The sequence below is a fragment of the Cohnella ginsengisoli genome (genome assembly GCF_029525555.1).
GTDB classification, from domain to species: domain Bacteria; phylum Bacillota; class Bacilli; order Paenibacillales; family Paenibacillaceae; genus Cohnella; species Cohnella ginsengisoli.
In genome coordinates, this window is the sequence record NZ_JAPDHZ010000003.1 from 1,326,745 (window position 1) to 1,343,147 (window position 16,403).

Genomic DNA, 16,403 nt, shown 5'->3' on the forward strand with positions numbered 1-16,403 from the left:
GCGTACTCCATGATGCGCTCGTCCCGCCCGTCGAGCGCCATGTCCCACTGCTCGACGCTCAGCAGCACCGGCAGCACCTTGTCGCCGGCGGCGAGCGGGATATCGTACGTCGCGTACTCCCGCGCCAGGCGCTCCGGCGACGCCGGCAGCCCGCCCGCGAGCGCCTCCTGCCAGAACCGCTCCACCAGAATGGGGAGCTGGCTGGCCCACTGGCGGCGGTACGTATCGAGCGTCTCCTCGAACGCGAGCTGCGCCCGTCGTTCTTCGATCTCCGCCACGGCCCGCCGCACGATCTCTTTCAGCGCATCGTGATCCACCGGCTTGAGCACGTATTCGAAGCAGCCGTGGCGCATCGCTTCCTGCGCGTACTCGAAGCGGGCATGCCCGGTCAGGAAGATCGTCAGCGTAGACGGCCGCGCCTCTCTGATATAACGCAGCAGCTCCATGCCGCTCGCGCCCGGCATCTCGATGTCCGAGATGACCAGGTCGACCTGGTGCGCCTCCAGCTGCCGCCGCGCCTCGGGAACGCTGTCGGCCTCCAGGATGCGCGCGATCGGCAGATCCCCCCACTCGATTCCTTGCGTGATTCCCTTGAGCGCATAGATCTCGTCGTCGACGACCAGCATCGTCACCATCGCGTTTCCCCCCTTCGAATATCGAGCCCTGCGACCAATTAACTATCCGTCGGCCCGTTCGTTTCGACCCCGGATCGCTCCATTCTAGTCCGCCTTTCCTGTTCCTGCTTCGCCCCGTCCTAGCCCGTTCGTTCCTCGTCGCCGGCTTCCTCGCCGGATCCGTTCCCGATCGCAGCCGCCGCTCCCTTGCACGGCAGCCGGATCGTCACGACCGCGCCGCCGTCCTGCGCGTTCGCGAACGCGATGCCCCGCTCGTCCCCGTACAGCATCCGGTAGCGCCGCAGTATGTTCCAGATTCCGAGGTGCTCCTCGCCCGTCCCCTCCGCGTAAGTGCCGGCCGCCAGATCCGACAGCATCCCGGCCGGGAACCCGATTCCGTTGTCCCGAATCCGCAGCAGCATATGCGCCTCCGGATCCTCGGCGTCCGCCTCCGTCTCGATGTCGATGCGGAACATCGTGCCGTCGGGCATCTTTTTGCCGAAGCCATGGATGACCGCGTTTTCTACGAAGGGCTGCACCATGAGCGGCGACAGCTCGCAGCCGAGATGCTCCGGCCGCACGCGCACGTCGAAGTCGAGCTTGCCTGCGTAGCGAATCTTCTGAATCTCCAGGTAGTGACCGATGTGCCGCAGCTCGTCTTCGAGCCGCACCGTCTGCCGATGGCTCTGCATGAGGAAGCGGAAGTAATCCGCCAGATGCAGCGACAGCTTTTGCACCGACTTGAAGTCCTTGAGGGCAGCCAGGTTGTACACGATATTCAAGCTGTTCATGTAAAAGTGCGGGTTGATCTGCACCTGCAAATGCTTGTACTCCGCCTTCTGCACCCGCAGCTGCTCCTCGTACACGTCGATCTTGAGCTTCTCGATCTGTTCGGCCATATTGTTGAACGTGCCCGACATGAACGCGAACTCGCTGCTCTGGTCGGTCGGCAGGCGGATGTCGAAGCGTCCCTGGCCCAGCTTGCGCATGCCCCGGATGAGGTCGACCAGCGGCTTGAACATAATGCGCTGCAGGAAGAGGAGATAGATCATGAGCAGCAGCGCGACCAGAAGCGGGATCCAGTAGTAGAGTACCTTTTGGAAAAACGGGAGGTTCTGCAAAATATAGTCCTCGCGCATGACGATCGCGTAGACGGCGTCCACCTGGTCGGATGCTTGAGACAGGACGAGATAGGATCTGCCGCCCTGCTTCACGACGCCGTAATCGCCCGCGCGAGACGCGATCGCTCGACGGAAAACGTTATCGTTCATGAGCGTCGAATCGCTGTTCGCGAGCAATTCGCCCTCCTTGTTCAGCAGAAACGTGCCGCCGTCGGGTCCGACGTCGAAGCCGTCGAGCACGCGCAGCAAACTGCGGTCCCGGACGAGGACGCCGGCGTAAACGTCGAGCCCGAGGTCGTTCGTCCACATCAGATACCGCGAATCCGGATCGGTGCCGATCACGATGGGTGTCCACCCGCCGGCGTCCGGCTGCAGGCGGCCCGTGCCTCGCAAATAATTGCGCGACCAGCCGAGCAGCACGTCTTTTTTTTCGGTATAGGTGCTGTTGTCCTGCGTGACGTAGTAAAGGTCGTCGGCCTTGCGGTCGAAAAGGAACAGCGTGTCCATCATGCCGTAGTAAATGCCGCTCGAATCGCGAACGAACTGGTTCAGCAGCCGGATTTTCGCCAGCGTAAAATCGCTGTCGGCGGTGGTCAGCGCCTGGATGAGCGGCACGTCTGGATTGCTCTCGAGCCGGTTGAGATAAACCATGTACTCGTGGAGGATATTGTCGTTTTCAGTAATATTGGTCTGAAGCAGGTTGTCGTAGTGGGCGGAGATCTGCTGGCGGACGACCTTCATCGCGTACAGGTTGTTGTAGATCAGGAAGACGACCATGGGAGCGATTACAACAAAAAAAGCCGAATACGATCTTGAACCGCACGGATTGCCAGATTCGCATGGATGCCTCTCCTCGGACTGACGCGTATGTTAATAGAATAACTGCCGCCTGGCAGTCCGGCAATGCCAAATATGTAAATGATGGGAAGCCGGGGCCGCAGCTCGGCAAGGCGCAAACTAAAGAAAGGGCTGTCCGTCAGCCGCCCCCCGGCGCTGTGCGAACACCCCTGCTTCCATTCGATCGGTGATCCTATACGTGCTCCGCGAAGCGTCCCTGGGCGGGGGCTCGCCGGACGAGCTAGACTTGCTTAATCTCCGTCTCTTGCTCCGCTTCGTCGGCTGTCTTGCCGAAGCGGCCCAGACGGTCCAGCGTCAACTTGTAGCCGTCGTTGCCGTAGTTCAGACACCGCTTCACGCGGGAGATCGTCGCCGTGCTGGCCCCAGTCTCCGCTTCGATCTGGTTGTACGTCTGACCCTTGCCGAGCATCCGCGCGACCTCGAGTCGCTGGGACAGCGACTGAATCTCGTTGACCGTACACAGATCGTCGAAGAAAACGTAGCATTCCTCCACCGACTTCAGTGTCAGAATCGCTTCGAACAATTGGTCGATCGACTTGTCATTCAGCTTCTTCAGCTGCATTCGGGCACACCTCAGTTTCTAACGAGTAGCTCCGTTATAGGAACGGAACATAAATGGCGGTTCACTTTATTGTACTGCGTTTGGTTAAGCAGTTCAACCTGTAACGTATTCGCGCTTTACAGAGCTAAAATCGGGCGAACGCCGCAAATTTAAGCATCTGGGCGGGCATTCGTCCATTCGGCGCCGGGCCATCGCACATATGTTGTATCATCGGACGCCGCCATAGGTTGATCCTGCCCTGCGGCATGGGCGGGCGCGGCGATTCAGAGCAGAGAAGGAAGTGATGGCATGAACCGCATACCGTCTTCGTACAATCGCAACTGGACCGGCGGTCCCGGCGGCTTCCCCGTGCAAGGCGGCGGAGCCGGCCTCGACGCCTTCGGCGGGCTCGGCGGGTTCGGCACGGGCGCTGCCGGCGGCGGTTTTCCCGGACTCGGAGGCGGCGCCCCCGTCTCCGGACCGCCGGCGCTGTTCGGCGCAGCCCCCGTTCAAGCCGCGGCGCAGGCAGCCGCGCCGGCCGCGAAGGGCGGCGGGCTCGGCTCGCTGCTGAACGCGGCCAACCTGGAGAGCGTCAAGGGCTTTATCGACAAGATGGGCGGCATCGAAGGCTTGATCAGCAACATCGGCAAGATCCAAAAAAATTATGTCGTCCGTCCAGCAGATCGCGCCGCTCATCAAGATTTTCACGTCCAAAAGCAAAAAATCCGAGGAAGCCGACGACGATGAGGATTATGCGCCCCGCAGGCGGCGCCGCAGACGCAGACGCTCGTTACGCCGGCGTTCGGGCAGCCGCAGACGGCGCACGGACGGCGGCGCCAGACGGCGCGCGGGCAGCCGGCGGCGATGAAGCGAAAAGCGGCAGTCCAACATCGCCTGTCGCTCTTCGCAGCCGGACGGATGTATCGTCTGTGGACCCGGGAGCCGTTATTTCCGCTCATCGGGTCCATATGGCTCGACTTCGGACTCGGGATGTACGATTCCTGAGCCGAAGATGCCTTTCAGCCGCCGGGATGCAGGGACTCCGGGATGCCGCATAGCGGCTGGGTCCGATGAGCGTCCGATCGCGCGGCGATCAGTCACCATAGCGGCTGCGGTGTCCATTCGATGCGGCGTGCGCTTTTGCGCCACGCTGTGAGCGGACCCGAGAGCCGCTATTTCCAGTTTTCGGGCAATTCCTGTACAAAGAACGTGACATCATAGCCGGCATTAGGACCCATTTGCTCCGATCGGCGCAGTCCGGCGTCTCAGGGGGATGGGCGTTAATGCCTTTTTTGCTGCGCTCATCGGCAGTTACACGGTTTTTCCGTGCAATTCCGTTCCTTCTGGCACTTTCTGCAGCAGTAACACGGTTTTTCCGTGCAATTCTGTTCCATCTGGCGCTTTCTGCGGCAGTTACAAGGTTTTTCCGTGCAACTCCGCTTTCTAATGGACCGTTTTACTCGACTACGGACTCAGCAGCCGCTTTTTCTCGGTGAAGCCGCTATCCGGCCGCCGAACCGTTGAATAGCGGCTCCCCGGGCCGATGGGCGGACGATCGTATGGCTTCTGCGCAAAATGGCGGCTACTACCCGTTCGGCCCAAGCCCTTCCTCGATCGCGACTTCGCATGCCTGCAAGTGGGCAATCGCATCCTCGAGCGGCGTCTCTACGATGAAGCATAAATCCGCAGAGCCCGGCGTCGGCGCAAAGGCCTTCGGTTCGAACTCCTTGTTGCGCTCGTGCAGATTGATCTTCTGACGCCCAAACTTCAGCGCGTAACGCCCCCCGGCGAAGCGCACTATTTCCATGCCGAGCACCCTGCCGTAGAACGCTGCCGCTGGCTCGATATCCGCCACCGTCAACACAAGATGATCAAGCCGGTCCACTACGATTCTTGTTGCTTGTCCCAACGTATCGTCACTCCTCGCTCCTGGATCTCTCGCTCCAACGCCGCTCGACTCTGCCGTTTTTCAACTCCTATATTACTCTATAGACTTTACTACGACGCTCTCTCCCGCCTCATGCATCAATATTGCTTTATACAGCCCTACTCCGACGCTCTCCTCCCACTAGCGCCTTATCTTATTTGTTACTCTACATGGCACCCTGTCCCAAAATCAGACGTCATACTCACACTTTCTGTCCATGATCTCCGCTCCCACCTTCGCAGAGCCCCCCCTTCAACGACAAAAACCGCCCCAACCGGAGCGGTCCCTGACACTCGCCTTGCTCTTGCCAACTCTAATACCTGTTCTTGATAACGCGCATGCCTTGCACTCGCAAACCCTTTACGCCTCGTACTCGACGAACGGGTCCTCGATGACGATCCGCGCGGCCTCGGCGTCGCTGACGCCGGTGTACAGGGTCGCGGTGCCGTCGCCGTTGCGGCGCAGCCCGCCGCTGAACAGCACGTCCTCGAGGTCTGGCCGCTTGGCCGGGCCTTCGGGGAACAGGCTGCGCGTGGCGATCATCTTGAGCGGCGTGTGCGCGCGGGTCGCGGGATCGAGCGCGAACACCATCGGGTAGTAGTGCCGGATGTTGCCGTAGTCCATCCAAGCGACATGCCCGAGCACGCCAAGCTTGCCGTTGTTCAGCAGATGGACCTCGTTGGCGCCGCCCCACTCGACCTTAAGAAATTGACCCTTAAGCACCTCGGCGTTCGCCATCAGGTCCTCGGTCAGCTCGTCGAGATCGGAGATCTCGGCGTAGCCGATCATCGCCCGCGCGTCGCCGACGGGCATCGGCCGCGTGAAGACGCCGATACGGCCGTTCTGCTGGTCGATGAGACGCACGTCCTTCATCGTCAGCGGCCCCTGAGCGAACTCCCGCAGCTCGCGAACGCGGTAGCCGCGATAGAACACCGTGCGCCACGTCGTGACGTAGTGGGGATCGTCGGGATCGAAAAACACCTGAACGCCGCCGAGCACGAGCTCGCCGCGGACGAAGGTAAAGAAAGGATCCTGAAGTTCAAAGACGGGCGCGCCCTCGCGCGGCGTCCACTTCCCGTTTTCTCCACGAAAAACATGATGGAAGAACGTTCGCTCGCGCGGTCTTCGACCCGGCCGGCGATGACCCACTCCCCCTTCGTCGAGGAACGGCGCGGTGACGTTATACACGTCGCGTCTGCCCACTCCGGCGAAAAACAGCTTTTCGCCCCTGGCGTCCGTACCTTTGAGGCGGAACTCCTTGAGCAGTTCGACGCATGATTTGGCTTGCTGTGCGGATGCTTGGATCATAGGCGTGAATTCCTCCAGACTCCGTCCCGTGGAGAACACCATGTTTCTCTATATTGTAATGTGGTAACGGCTGCATTGGCGCGTGCATCGGTGCCCATTTTTTTATTGAAACAGGCTCAATACCGCGTAGATGGCCGCCGCGATCAGGGCCGAGATCGGGATCGTGATGATCCACGTCATGATGATTCGGCCGGCCATGTCCCAGCGAACGCTCGAGAAGCGCTTTGCCGCGCCGACCCCGAGGATCGAGGAAGTAATCGCGTGCGTCGTGCTCACGGGCAGATGGGTGAGCGTCGCGGTGAAGATGACCGCCGCGGAGCTCGCGTCCGCCGAGAAGCCGTTGATCGGCTCGATCTTGAAAATCTTCGTGCCCATCGTCTTGATGATCTTCCAGCCGCCGACCGACGTCCCGAGCGCCATCGCGAGCGCCGCGGAGATCTTGACCCAGAGCGGCACTTCAAGATGATCCTGCCAGCCCGCGGATACGAGCGCCAGCGTAATGATGCCCATCGCCTTCTGCGCATCGTTCGTGCCATGGGTGAACGACTGCAGCCCCGCGGTCAGAATCTGCCCGGTCCGGAACACCTTGTTCACATGATGCGGGCTCGTCCTCGCGAAGAGATGCTTCAGCAAGAACATAATTATATACCCCAAAATGAACGCGATGATTGGCGAAAGGAGCAATCCAAGCACGATTGTCGAAAATCCGCCCACATTTATGCCGTCCCAGCCCTCGGAGGTGACCGCCGCGCCGGCCAGCGCGCCGATCAGCGCGTGCGAGGAGGACGACGGAATGCCCTTCCACCAGGTGATCAAATTCCAGATGATGGCCGCGATCAGCGTCGCGATGACGACCGTCAGCCCGTGCTCCAGCTTGAACGGGTCCGTCACCTTGCCCCCGATCGTCTTGGCGACCCCGGTAAAGACAAGCGCGCCGACCAGGTTCATGACCGCAGCGAGCAGGATGGCCACGCGAGGCTTGAGCGCCCGGGTGGATACGGAGGTGGCTATGGCGTTCGCCGTGTCGTGAAAGCCGTTGATAAAGTCGAACCCCAGCGCCAGGATGACGATGATGACGACTAATATGGTGTTATCCATGCGATGTATTCAGTCCTGTCCCGGGCGCATCAAGAATTGCGCATAATAATGGATTGCAGCGTGTTGGCGACGTCCTCGCAGGAATCCGTCGTCTGCTCGAGGCGCTCGTAGATCTCCTTGAGCTTGATCAGCTCGATCGGATCCGTGACGTTCAGGAACAGCGTCTTCACGCTTTCGCGCAGCAGGTCGTCGCCTTCGTTCTCCAGCTCGTTCAGCTTCACGCAATGCGTCTGGATCGCGAGCAGCTTCTTCTGGCCGAGCAGGTAGATCGCCGACTTGATCTCGACGGCCGAACGGTTCAGGCAGTCCGCGAATTTGCGGATGTTGCCGTCGGGCTTTTTCACGTGATACATATCGAATCGGGAAGCGACGGCCTCGATGCCGTCCAGCACGTCGTCCAGCAGCTTGGTCAGCTCCAAAATATCCTCGCGTTCGATCGGCGTGATGAACGTCTTGTTCAGCTCGGTAATGATCAGGTGCGCGAATTGGTCGCCGCGGTGCTCGTAATCCTTCATTTCCTTGGAAAACGCGCTCGGATCGGGAATTTCGCTGCCAACGGCGGACAGGAACCGTTCGGTCGTCTCCATAATCAAATCGGCCATATCCTCGAGCGTTTTAAAAAAAATGTCTTTTTTTTCGGAACACGTTTAAGCCCCTTCTTTCACCAATGGATGCCTAGATTTTGCATGCTTCGTCACGTGTTTACACAGCGATGACACAAATTGCCTAACATATTTTATCACAGCGGACAAGCATGGTATAGAGTCTGGCAAGGCAAGGATTACGATTAGTTTTGCCTTCCACCGATCTTCTAATCCGTCCAGGCCCGCTGCGGCGGACAATTCGTCGCTCCCTTCCCGGATTTTTGAACAAGATCCGCGGAATATTGCCTTTAAGGTGTACGGCTCTATTACTATACTTATAACCATTGTAGAGGCGCCGGCTTAAAACGGATTGAAAATGACCCGACCGCGCGCTTAAAAAAGGAGCGACTGCCATGACGGATATTCCGCTTCAACTAGACTTCGGGAGCGCGCCGCCCGCCCCCGGCTTCGCCAAAGCGGACGCGGACTGCCGCTATGCCGCCGAACGAGGCTACGGCTTCGAAGAGGCTGGGGTCGTCACGGCGCGCGACCGCGGCGAGCCGGGCCCGCTGAAGCGCGACCTGTGCATTCCTGCCGGCGCGGTCTTCAGGGTCGATCTGCCCGACGGCAACTACGCGGTATCGCTGCTGAGCGGAGACCCCATCGCGCCTTCCAGCACGTTCGTGACCGCGTCGCCGCGACGGCCCGTGCTGCGGCGTCTCGACTTACCCGCCGGCCAATTCGCGCGAGAGTCGTTCGCCGTTCACGTTCGCGGCGGTTGCTTGCGGCTCGCCTTTTCGGGCGAAGCGCCGCGTCTGAACGCGCTGGAAATCGCTCCTGCGCCCGAGTCGATCACGCTGTATCTCGCGGGCGACTCGACCGTGACCGATCAGCCCGAGGACGGCTTCCCCTATGCGGGCTGGGGACAAATGCTTCAGCGCTTCTTCAAGCACGATGTCGCGGTCGCCAATTACGCCGTCTCGGGTCGCAGCTCGAAGAGCTTCGCCGGCGAAGGCCGCTTGGACGAGATCGCGGCCAAGCTGCGCGCGGGAGACTGGCTGTTCGTCCAATTCGGGCACAACGACCAGAAATCGGACGAAGCGCGGCATACGGATCCCGGCTCGACTTACAAGCTTCATCTAAAAATGTACATCGAGGCGGCCCGCGAACGCGGCGCCCATCCCGTGCTGGTCACGCCCGTGCACCGGAGAAAGTTCGCGCCGGGCGGCGCCTTGCTCGATACGCATGGCGCGTACGTCGAAGCGGTCCGCGAGCTGGCCGCGGACGAAGGCGTCCCGCTCGTCGACCTGGCCGCGATGAGCGCGCGCCTCTTCGAGTCGCTCGGACCGAGCGGCACCGAGTCGCTGTTCATGCACGGCGCGCCGGGCGAGTTCGCGAACTATCCCGCCGGCGTCGCCGACGACACGCACTTCCAGGAGCGCGGCGCCGAGGCCGTCGCGGCGCTCGTCGTCCAGCGCGTGCGGGAGCTGGCGCTGGCCCCGCTGTTTCTGTACTTGCGCTGAGTCCTGGCTGCCATGAGTGTATAGACGCCCTTTTTTAGCGCGCGAAAAGCCGCAACGATAGCGGCTTTCGCTAATCGTTGCGGCCGAGATGGCGCATCATTTTCAAGAACCGCCGCTAAAAGTTGATCCGAAACTCAAACCCGCTGCAGCGTCAACGGCCGATCGCTCCACACCGTGCTCGGGATCTCCCGACGCAGCACCGGCATGACGTCCGCGGCGAACCGCTCCACCTGCTCGCGCTGCTCGGATTCGGTCAGCCCGTCGACGCTGATCGCCAGCACCTGGTTGCCGAAACCCTCGTAGTAGCGCAGCACCTTCTCGATCACGCTGTCCGCGCTGCCGACGAGCGCCGACCCGCGCTCGATCGTGTCCTCGAGACCCGTGAACGGCGATTGGTTGTGCTGCGACGAAGCCGTCGCGTTGAAGGCGTCGTAGTAGGGCCGAAACCGCCGGATCGCCTCCTCCTTCGTATCGGCCAGATAGAGCTGGCCTGCGCCGGCGCCGACGAGCGCGTCCTTCGGATCGTGGCCATAATACGCCCATCTCTCGCGGTAATGGTCGATCAGCGCCTGATACTTGGCCATCGGATGGAACGTGTTGGACGAGAAGATCGGCTCGCCATACTTCGCCGCCAGCTCCGTCGAGAGCGAACTCGACGCGCTGCCATGCCAGACGGGAATCCGCTTTTGAAAAGGTCTCGGATAGGTCGTCACCTCGCTGAGGGGCGGACGGTATTTGCCTTCCCAGGTCACCTTCTCCTCCGTCCAAAGCCGCTTCAGCAGCGCGTACCGCTCAGCAAGCGACTCCCATTGCTCCTCCTCCCCGATGCCGAACAACGGATAGTGGCGGGGATCGTTGCCTTTGCCGATGATGAGCTCGAGCCGACCGCCGGAGAGATGGTCGAGCGTGGCATAATCCTCGGCGACGCGCACCGGATCGAGCACGCTCAGCACCGTCACCGTCGTCAGCAGCCGGATGCGCGACGTGCGCGCGGCGACGGCGGTCAGCACGACGGCCGGCGACGACGACAAGAACGGCTCGCCGTGCCGCTCCCCTACGCCATAGGCGTCGAAGCCTAAATTCTCTGCCAGCGCGGCCTGCTTCAACACGTTTTGAAACTTCTCCTGGTCGGTCAGCGTCTCCCCGGTCACCGCGTTCGGAATGTTCATCAGCAGGCTGAATAAAGCAAATTTCATGGCGGACCTCCTCGGGAATGGCATCAGCTCGAATCCTTTTATTATTCCAGGTAATTTAGTCAGATTTACAAATGGATGCACCTACTATACGCCCAGCCGAGTCGCAGCGTCTAATAGAGTTTTCCAATACATCGATCGCTAAAATAGAAGATTGCGATTTGAATCGAGTTTGTTAATCCTTCGATTCGATTATTCGATTAGACCCGGGCGGAGCCGGGTGATAGATTCTCTAGTAAACGAGCATCGATTAAGGAGGAATCGCGACGTGATCATCGATTTTCGCATGAAGCCGCCGATCCCCGCATGGGAACCGTTGTTTGCGGAAGGCAAGAATGCGCTCAGCCGCTTATTGAATCTGAAGGGGCTCGAGCCCGTGCGGTCGGAAACGCTGGACGAGGTCATCCGCGAAGGCGAAGCGCTGGGCTTCGCCCACTCGGTCATCATGGGACGAGGCAGCGAGCCTGGGTCGTCGAACGAGGAGTTGGCCGCCTTCCTGGCGAGCCGCACGGACGACCGGTTCATCGGATTTATCGGCGCGGATAGCCCGGAGGTGGCCGGAGCCGTGGCAGTCATCGAGCAATTTGCGGCGACCGGACTGTTTCGCGGCGTATCGATCAATCCCGCCGTCTTGCAGCCGCGCGTCCCGGTCGGCGATCCTTCCTGGGATCCGATCTTCGTAGCGTGCCTGAAGCATGGGCTTCCGCTGTCCATTACGCTGAGCGGATTTCTCGGCCTCGTCGGCTCGCAGGTCGACTACGACTACGCCAGACCGGGCGGTCTCGCGCGGGCGGCGCTGGCTTATCCCGATTTGAAAATCATCATCTCGCACGGCGCCTGGCCCTTCGTCTCCGAAGCGATCTCGCTCGCGATCTTCTGTCCGAACGTCTATCTGTCCCCGGACTTGTACCTCGGCTTCCCCGGCAGCAAGCTGTATGTAGAGGCGGCCAATTTTCAGTTGAGCGACCGGATCCTGTTCGGCACCTGCTACCCCAACGTTCCTTACGATTTCGCCTTGTCCCATTTCCGAAGCCAGGAATGGAAGGAAGGCGTGCTCGAGCGGATTTTGTATCGAAACGGCGCCGAACTGCTCGGCTTGCCTTATTCATTCGAATGATGCGAGAAGAGAAAAGCCGCCGCAGGATCGCTCCCGCGGCGGCTTTTTCGCGCATGTCGCACCAATTTCTCTGCTTCATTCCAGCTTCGGATTCGTCCGATCTCCCGGACGCCCCTCCGAACCTTTACTGTCCGACGTACACCTTCAGCCAGCCGTCGCCGATGCCCGACTCGTCGATCCACTTGCCGCCGCTGTACTTGCCGTACTTCAGGCTGGCGTTCACCTCGGACGTGCTCCACTCGTAGTTGGCGTAGTCCGAGTTTTTGGATTGACCGAGCACGATCGCATACGTCGTGCCGCTCGCAAGACCGCTGTACGCCAGCGGTGCGCTCACGACGGCGAAGTCTTCGCCGATCGCGGACGCTTTGACGGTCGCGGTCGCGAGCGCGCTGCCCGTCGGCTTGCTGTCCTTTGTCGCGTACAGGCTGACGGTGAGGTCGGCCGGCCCGTTGTACTTTTTAACTTTGACCTCGACCTTCGTCAGCTTCTTGTTGGCGTTGGCCGCGAACGTCTGATAGCGCTTGACCTGGTCGCTCGTCTCGCCGAACGTGAAGCCGTCCGTACCGTTATGCGAAATATCGATGACGGACGCGGAGGACTGCCCCGGCGTCGTCGCGGTGACCAATGCGGTCCAACCGCTCGTGCCCGCGGCGTTGACTGCACGCACGCGGTACTTGTGCGTTGAGCCGGCCGTCAGGCCGCTGTGCGTGTAAGACACGCCCGTCGACGACACATATGTCGATGAACCGTCGATCTCGATCTGATAGCCGGTCGCACCCGTCACGGCCGTCCAGCCGAGCGAGATCGACGTGCTGCTTGCCGCCGTTGAGGTCAGACCCGTCGGCACCGCCGGCGGCTGCGGCTGATTTTGGCCGGTTTTCGCAGTTGCGACTGCGCTCCAGGCGCCTGCGCCGGCCGCATTTACAGCACGTACCCGGTACGCGTGCGTCGAGCCGGCGGCAAGACCGCCGTGCGTGTACGACGCGGCCGTCGTCGAAATGTATGCCGCCGCCCCGTCGATCTCAACCTGATAGCCGGTCGCGCCCGTGACGGCCGTCCAGCCGAGCGAGATCGACGTGCTGCTCGCCGCCGTCGCGGTCAGACCCGTCGGCACCGCCGGCGGCTGCGGTTGCGGATCCGCGCTCTGCGCAACGTACAGCTTCGTCCAGCCGTCCCCGATATTGGACTCGTCTACATACGCCGAGCCTGTAAACTTGCCGAAGTCATAGTCGCCGCTCACATCCGCGCCGGCGAGCCATTCGTAAATGCCATCGTTGCCCGAGCCGCTCTGACCGAGCACGATTGCATACTTTTTGCCGCTTTGCAGGCCGCTGTACTTCAGCGCCGCCGGCAGCGCCTTAAAGTCTTCGTTCGCCGAGCCGGCCGCGATCGTCGCGGTCGCCAGCGGATTGCCCGTCGGCTTGCTCTCGCTCGTGGCGTACAGCGATACCGTTACGTTGCCCGCATTGCCGAACTTGCGAAGCATGACCTCGATGCCCGTCAGTACCGGATACGAATCGGCGACAAACGTCTGATAACGTCTTACCTGGTCGGAAGATTGGCCGAACGTGTAGCCGTCGGTCCCGGCATGCGAGAGGTCGATGACGCTCGTCGGCGGCGCGACCGGCGTCTTCGCCGTTACCGGCGCGCTCCACCCGCTCGTGCCGCCGCTGTTGGAAGCGCGCACCCTGTACGTATGCGTGGAGACAGCCGCCAGCCCTTTGTGCGCATAAGCCGTCTGCATGGCCGCATTTACGACCGTGCCGTCTACCTCGAGCTCGTACTTGGTCGCCCGCTCGGCTTCGCCCCAGCTCACCGCGATCGCAAAGGCGCTCGTGGGCTCGGCTTTAAGACCCGGCGGCGCAGCCGGAGGCAGCGGCGGAACATCCGTCTTGCCGGTCGCCAAGGCGCTCCAGTCGCTTGTGCCGAGCGAATTCCTCGCTCTGACGCGGTAGGCGTGCTCGGTACCCGACAACAGGCCCTCATGCGTGAAGGAGAGCGCCGGTCCGTTGTCCCGCACCGTGCCGTTCACCTCGATATCGTAGCCCGTCGCGCCCGGCGCGCGGCTCCAGCTCACCTGCATGGACGTCGTACCCGCGGCTGCGGCGGAGACGGCAGCCGGCGCGGCCGGCGGCTCGGTCGGCGCGGCCGGCGCGCTTACGAATTTGGCGAGCAGCTTGATATATCCCGATTGGTAATAGATGCCGTTCTCGGTAATCTCCCAGGAATTGTCCATGTGGCCCGGCCATTTCATGACGATGCCGTTCCAGTCTTTGTACATCTTCTGCGCAGGCTGCCCCTGCGGCGGCGATTGGTTGCCCGAATATTGCTCGCTCGGTCCGCCAGGCACGAATCCCGGAGGCGCGCTGTCCCACGGCGAACCGTCCGCGAACCAGCTGTGATAGATTTCCTTGATCGAGTTTTCCGCGCCGTAAGCGCCCATGTTCGTCAGGTACGTATAGGCTTGCGGATTGACGCCGTGGAAGTAATGAAGTACGTTTTGCGCCTTTTTTATTGAAGTTGTCCCGCTTCTGCGGATTGATATCGTACTGGACGAAATCGTAGGAAGAAGCGCCTGCGCGCGCTCTCACCTGCAAGCTTCCCCAGTGGTACGAGAAGTCCGGCACGTAGGAGCGGTACAGATCCTCGTTGTCTACGAACGCCTGCGTGAAGTCGTGCAGATCGCGGCGCTCCAGAATATGCGCTCGGACGGCCGGATCGGCGTTCGGCAGCGTCGTATAGAACATGACGCCGTCCGCCTGCTCGCCGTAGTACAGGCCCCAATAAGCGTCTGACATCGGCCAGGTCGTCGTATAATTGGTTTTAAAATAGGTATGGTACGACTGGTCGCCCGTCAGCGCAAACAGGTACGCGGCCGCGACCGTCGCCACCTGCGCCTGCTGCGCGAGCGCCATGTCGGCATCGCCGGCTTCGATCTCCCCATGGTCGGCGTTGGCCGTCTTCGGATTGTTCTGGTACCAGCTCCACGCCTTGATCGCGCGGGCCTTCAGATCGTCGGCATAGCCGCGCAGCGTCGGGAACTGGCCGAGCGTGACCGCCGCATGGGCAAAGTTGAGCGCCGTAACGATCGTCGACGCCGACGTCTTGGGCAGATAGTAGCGGCGAACGGTAATCTTGCTCGGCGGATTGCTGAATTCGCCGATTTTGCCGGACGAGGGGACGCCCACCTTCATAAGTACGCCGCCGTCGCTCTCCTGCATCTTTTTCAGCCAATCCAGCTCCCACTTCACTTCATCGATGACGTCGGGAATGCCGTTGCCGGATTCAGGAATGTTGTAGTCGTCGGTGAAAATGTCGGGCTTCTGCTCGTACGCCGTCAGCAGCTCGTTGATCGGCTGCGCCGTGTAAGTTACGTACTTGTTGAAGTCGCCCGCATCCATCCAACCGCCCGACAGGTCGCGTTCGGTGGCGGCATTGTTGCGGTCGAGCACGCTGCGCGCCTGCGTGTCCTGATAGGGTCCGACGAACGCCGCATCGTCCGCAAAAGCCGCGCCGGCATGCTGCGCCAGGTGAGGCGTGCCGATCCGCTGATAGTAATACGTCTTGATCGCCGCCTTGAGCACGTCCTTGTAGACGTCGGGCGAGATCGTGAAGTCATAGGATTTGAAATTGTTCGCGGGATCGTATATATAGTAATCCCCGGTCGCCGTGACTTCGGAAAAATCGAACCACCAGCCGCGGTCGCCCGACTTCTCCTGCGTCTTTCCGTCGTTCCAAACCTTCGGCGCGCCGCTGAACGCGACCGAATCGTCGGACACCCGGCGCACCTCCAGCGTCCCGCCTGGCGTATAAGCGTCCGAGGCATTGTAGCCGACCTGCGGATCGACGAGCACGGCCGTCTTGTCTCCGTCCGGCAAGTAGCCGAACTGGTCGATCATGATATATTTTTGCACGGTGGCCCCGGGCACGGCGGCTTCGGCCTTCGCCCCGGGCGCCGGCCAACTGCCCGCGAACAGGCATAGGCTTAACAAGGCCAGCAACAGGCTTTTTTTGATTGCGTTTGCGTATCTTCATCGGATCTCCTCCATACATTGTCTCGCAATAATCTTGATAATAGCGTTGGCACTCTGTTCCCTTTTGCAGCCGCTCCCGCAGACATGCGCGTCGGCTCATCAAGCCGTTCAACCGCTTAGACGGTCGACATCCCCTCCCCCCTCTTCATCGCGCATAGAACCGTTAATTTCCATCTGTACCGCGAGCCGGATTTTGCCTTTTTTAACGATATCCCCTTCACTCAGGCACGGGCCTCAACCCCCCGCATTCCCTGTTTTGATTGGACTATTCTAGCTCCACTGCCTGTCATTCAGACAGTTACGCAGGTCATCGGATTCGTCATCTTTTCCCAGGATCGGACAAGCTTGCTGCGTCATTTCGCCGGGAACAGACACGTGCACGGGGGTAAGGGCAATGGCGATAGCAATGCCGGATGACTGTCAGCCTTCCTGTCTGTTTGTCTGTGCGGAGGGGATACCGTTCAAACGGTGGAAAACGTGTATTC

13 protein-coding genes and 1 pseudogene are annotated in these 16,403 nt (G+C 60.9%); 4 read left to right on the forward strand and 10 right to left on the reverse strand.

The window, feature by feature from the left end; genetic code table 11:
- Positions 1 to 299: 299 nt before the first annotated feature.
- The 3 genes and pseudogenes from OMP38_RS35955 to OMP38_RS17390 all read right to left on the reverse strand — a co-directional run.
- A pseudogene (locus OMP38_RS35955) lies at positions 300 to 635 on the reverse strand (response regulator); the annotation flags it as partial.
- Between the two features lie 119 nt (positions 636 to 754).
- On the reverse strand, positions 755 to 2,512 hold the full coding sequence (locus OMP38_RS17385) for a cache domain-containing sensor histidine kinase (RefSeq protein ID WP_277566250.1): 1,758 nt from the start codon (positions 2,510 to 2,512) through the stop codon (positions 755 to 757).
- A 301-nt stretch (positions 2,513 to 2,813) separates the two neighbouring features.
- Complete coding sequence (locus OMP38_RS17390; protein WP_277566251.1) at positions 2,814 to 3,155, reverse strand: YerC/YecD family TrpR-related protein; 342 nt, start codon at positions 3,153 to 3,155, stop codon at positions 2,814 to 2,816.
- 288 nt (positions 3,156 to 3,443) lie between these two features.
- On the opposite strand from OMP38_RS17390, the gene OMP38_RS17395 reads away from it, so the two are divergent.
- Positions 3,444 to 3,881, forward strand: a complete 438-nt coding sequence (locus OMP38_RS17395) for a hypothetical protein (protein WP_277566252.1) — start codon at positions 3,444 to 3,446, stop codon at positions 3,879 to 3,881.
- Between the two features lie 117 nt (positions 3,882 to 3,998).
- Positions 3,999 to 4,139, forward strand: coding sequence for a hypothetical protein (locus OMP38_RS17400; RefSeq protein WP_277566253.1), 141 nt, complete (start codon positions 3,999 to 4,001; stop codon positions 4,137 to 4,139).
- A gap of 580 nt (positions 4,140 to 4,719) precedes the next feature.
- Here OMP38_RS17400 and OMP38_RS17405 read toward each other — a convergent pair.
- The 4 genes from OMP38_RS17405 to OMP38_RS17420 form a co-directional block, all read right to left on the reverse strand.
- Complete coding sequence (locus OMP38_RS17405) at positions 4,720 to 5,043, reverse strand: VOC family protein (RefSeq protein ID WP_277566254.1); 324 nt, start codon at positions 5,041 to 5,043, stop codon at positions 4,720 to 4,722.
- A 378-nt stretch (positions 5,044 to 5,421) separates the two neighbouring features.
- A complete protein-coding gene (locus tag OMP38_RS17410; protein WP_277566255.1) occupies positions 5,422 to 6,369 on the reverse strand; it encodes a DUF1861 family protein in 948 nt (315 codons plus the stop codon).
- 102 nt (positions 6,370 to 6,471) lie between these two features.
- On the reverse strand, positions 6,472 to 7,467 hold the full coding sequence (locus OMP38_RS17415) for an inorganic phosphate transporter (RefSeq protein WP_277566256.1): 996 nt from the start codon (positions 7,465 to 7,467) through the stop codon (positions 6,472 to 6,474).
- Between the two features lie 29 nt (positions 7,468 to 7,496).
- Positions 7,497 to 8,093, reverse strand: coding sequence for a DUF47 domain-containing protein (locus tag OMP38_RS17420; protein ID WP_277566849.1), 597 nt, complete (start codon positions 8,091 to 8,093; stop codon positions 7,497 to 7,499).
- A 371-nt stretch (positions 8,094 to 8,464) separates the two neighbouring features.
- Here OMP38_RS17420 and OMP38_RS17425 point away from each other — a divergent pair, with 371 nt between their 5' ends.
- On the forward strand, positions 8,465 to 9,574 hold the full coding sequence (locus OMP38_RS17425; RefSeq protein ID WP_277566257.1) for a rhamnogalacturonan acetylesterase: 1,110 nt from the start codon (positions 8,465 to 8,467) through the stop codon (positions 9,572 to 9,574).
- Positions 9,575 to 9,708: 134 nt separating this feature from the next.
- On the opposite strand, the gene OMP38_RS17430 is transcribed toward OMP38_RS17425, so the two are convergent.
- Positions 9,709 to 10,770: an LLM class flavin-dependent oxidoreductase gene (locus tag OMP38_RS17430; protein WP_277566258.1), complete on the reverse strand. Its 1,062-nt coding sequence runs from the start codon at positions 10,768 to 10,770 to the stop codon at positions 9,709 to 9,711.
- Between the two features lie 265 nt (positions 10,771 to 11,035).
- Between OMP38_RS17430 and OMP38_RS17435 the strand changes: the two genes are divergently transcribed.
- Entirely contained in the window at positions 11,036 to 11,884 is an 849-nt protein-coding gene (locus tag OMP38_RS17435) for an amidohydrolase family protein (RefSeq protein WP_277566259.1), read from the forward strand.
- Between the two features lie 124 nt (positions 11,885 to 12,008).
- Here OMP38_RS17435 and OMP38_RS17440 read toward each other — a convergent pair whose 3' ends face one another.
- A complete protein-coding gene (locus OMP38_RS17440) occupies positions 12,009 to 13,967 on the reverse strand; it encodes a fibronectin type III domain-containing protein (protein WP_338130582.1) in 1,959 nt (652 codons plus the stop codon).
- Positions 13,867 to 15,876 carry a glycoside hydrolase family 9 protein gene (locus OMP38_RS17445; RefSeq protein WP_277566260.1) on the reverse strand — a complete coding sequence of 670 codons (2,010 nt, stop codon included), beginning with the start codon at positions 15,874 to 15,876 and terminating at the stop codon, positions 13,867 to 13,869. The genes OMP38_RS17440 and OMP38_RS17445 overlap by 101 nt, the downstream gene beginning before the upstream one ends.
- Between the last annotated feature and the right edge of the window lie 527 nt (positions 15,877 to 16,403).

Bases quoted from the DNA above. Each gene is read 5' to 3' on its own strand.
- OMP38_RS17425 (WP_277566257.1), top strand. From the start codon at position 8,465: ATGACGGATATTCCGCTTCAACTAGACTTCGGGAGCGCGCCGCCCGCC.
- OMP38_RS17410 (WP_277566255.1), bottom strand. From the start codon at position 6,369: ATGATCCAAGCATCCGCACAGCAAGCCAAATCATGCGTCGAACTGCTC.
- OMP38_RS17390 (WP_277566251.1), bottom strand. From the start codon at position 3,155: ATGCAGCTGAAGAAGCTGAATGACAAGTCGATCGACCAATTGTTCGAA.
- OMP38_RS17440 (WP_338130582.1), bottom strand. From the start codon at position 13,967: ATGCAGGTGAGCTGGAGCCGCGCGCCGGGCGCGACGGGCTACGATATC.
- OMP38_RS17430 (WP_277566258.1), bottom strand. From the start codon at position 10,770: ATGAAATTTGCTTTATTCAGCCTGCTGATGAACATTCCGAACGCGGTG.
- OMP38_RS17395 (WP_277566252.1), top strand. From the start codon at position 3,444: ATGAACCGCATACCGTCTTCGTACAATCGCAACTGGACCGGCGGTCCC.
- OMP38_RS17415 (WP_277566256.1), bottom strand. From the start codon at position 7,467: ATGGATAACACCATATTAGTCGTCATCATCGTCATCCTGGCGCTGGGG.
- OMP38_RS17385 (WP_277566250.1), bottom strand. From the start codon at position 2,512: ATGGTCGTCTTCCTGATCTACAACAACCTGTACGCGATGAAGGTCGTC.
- OMP38_RS17400 (WP_277566253.1), top strand. From the start codon at position 3,999: ATGAAGCGAAAAGCGGCAGTCCAACATCGCCTGTCGCTCTTCGCAGCC.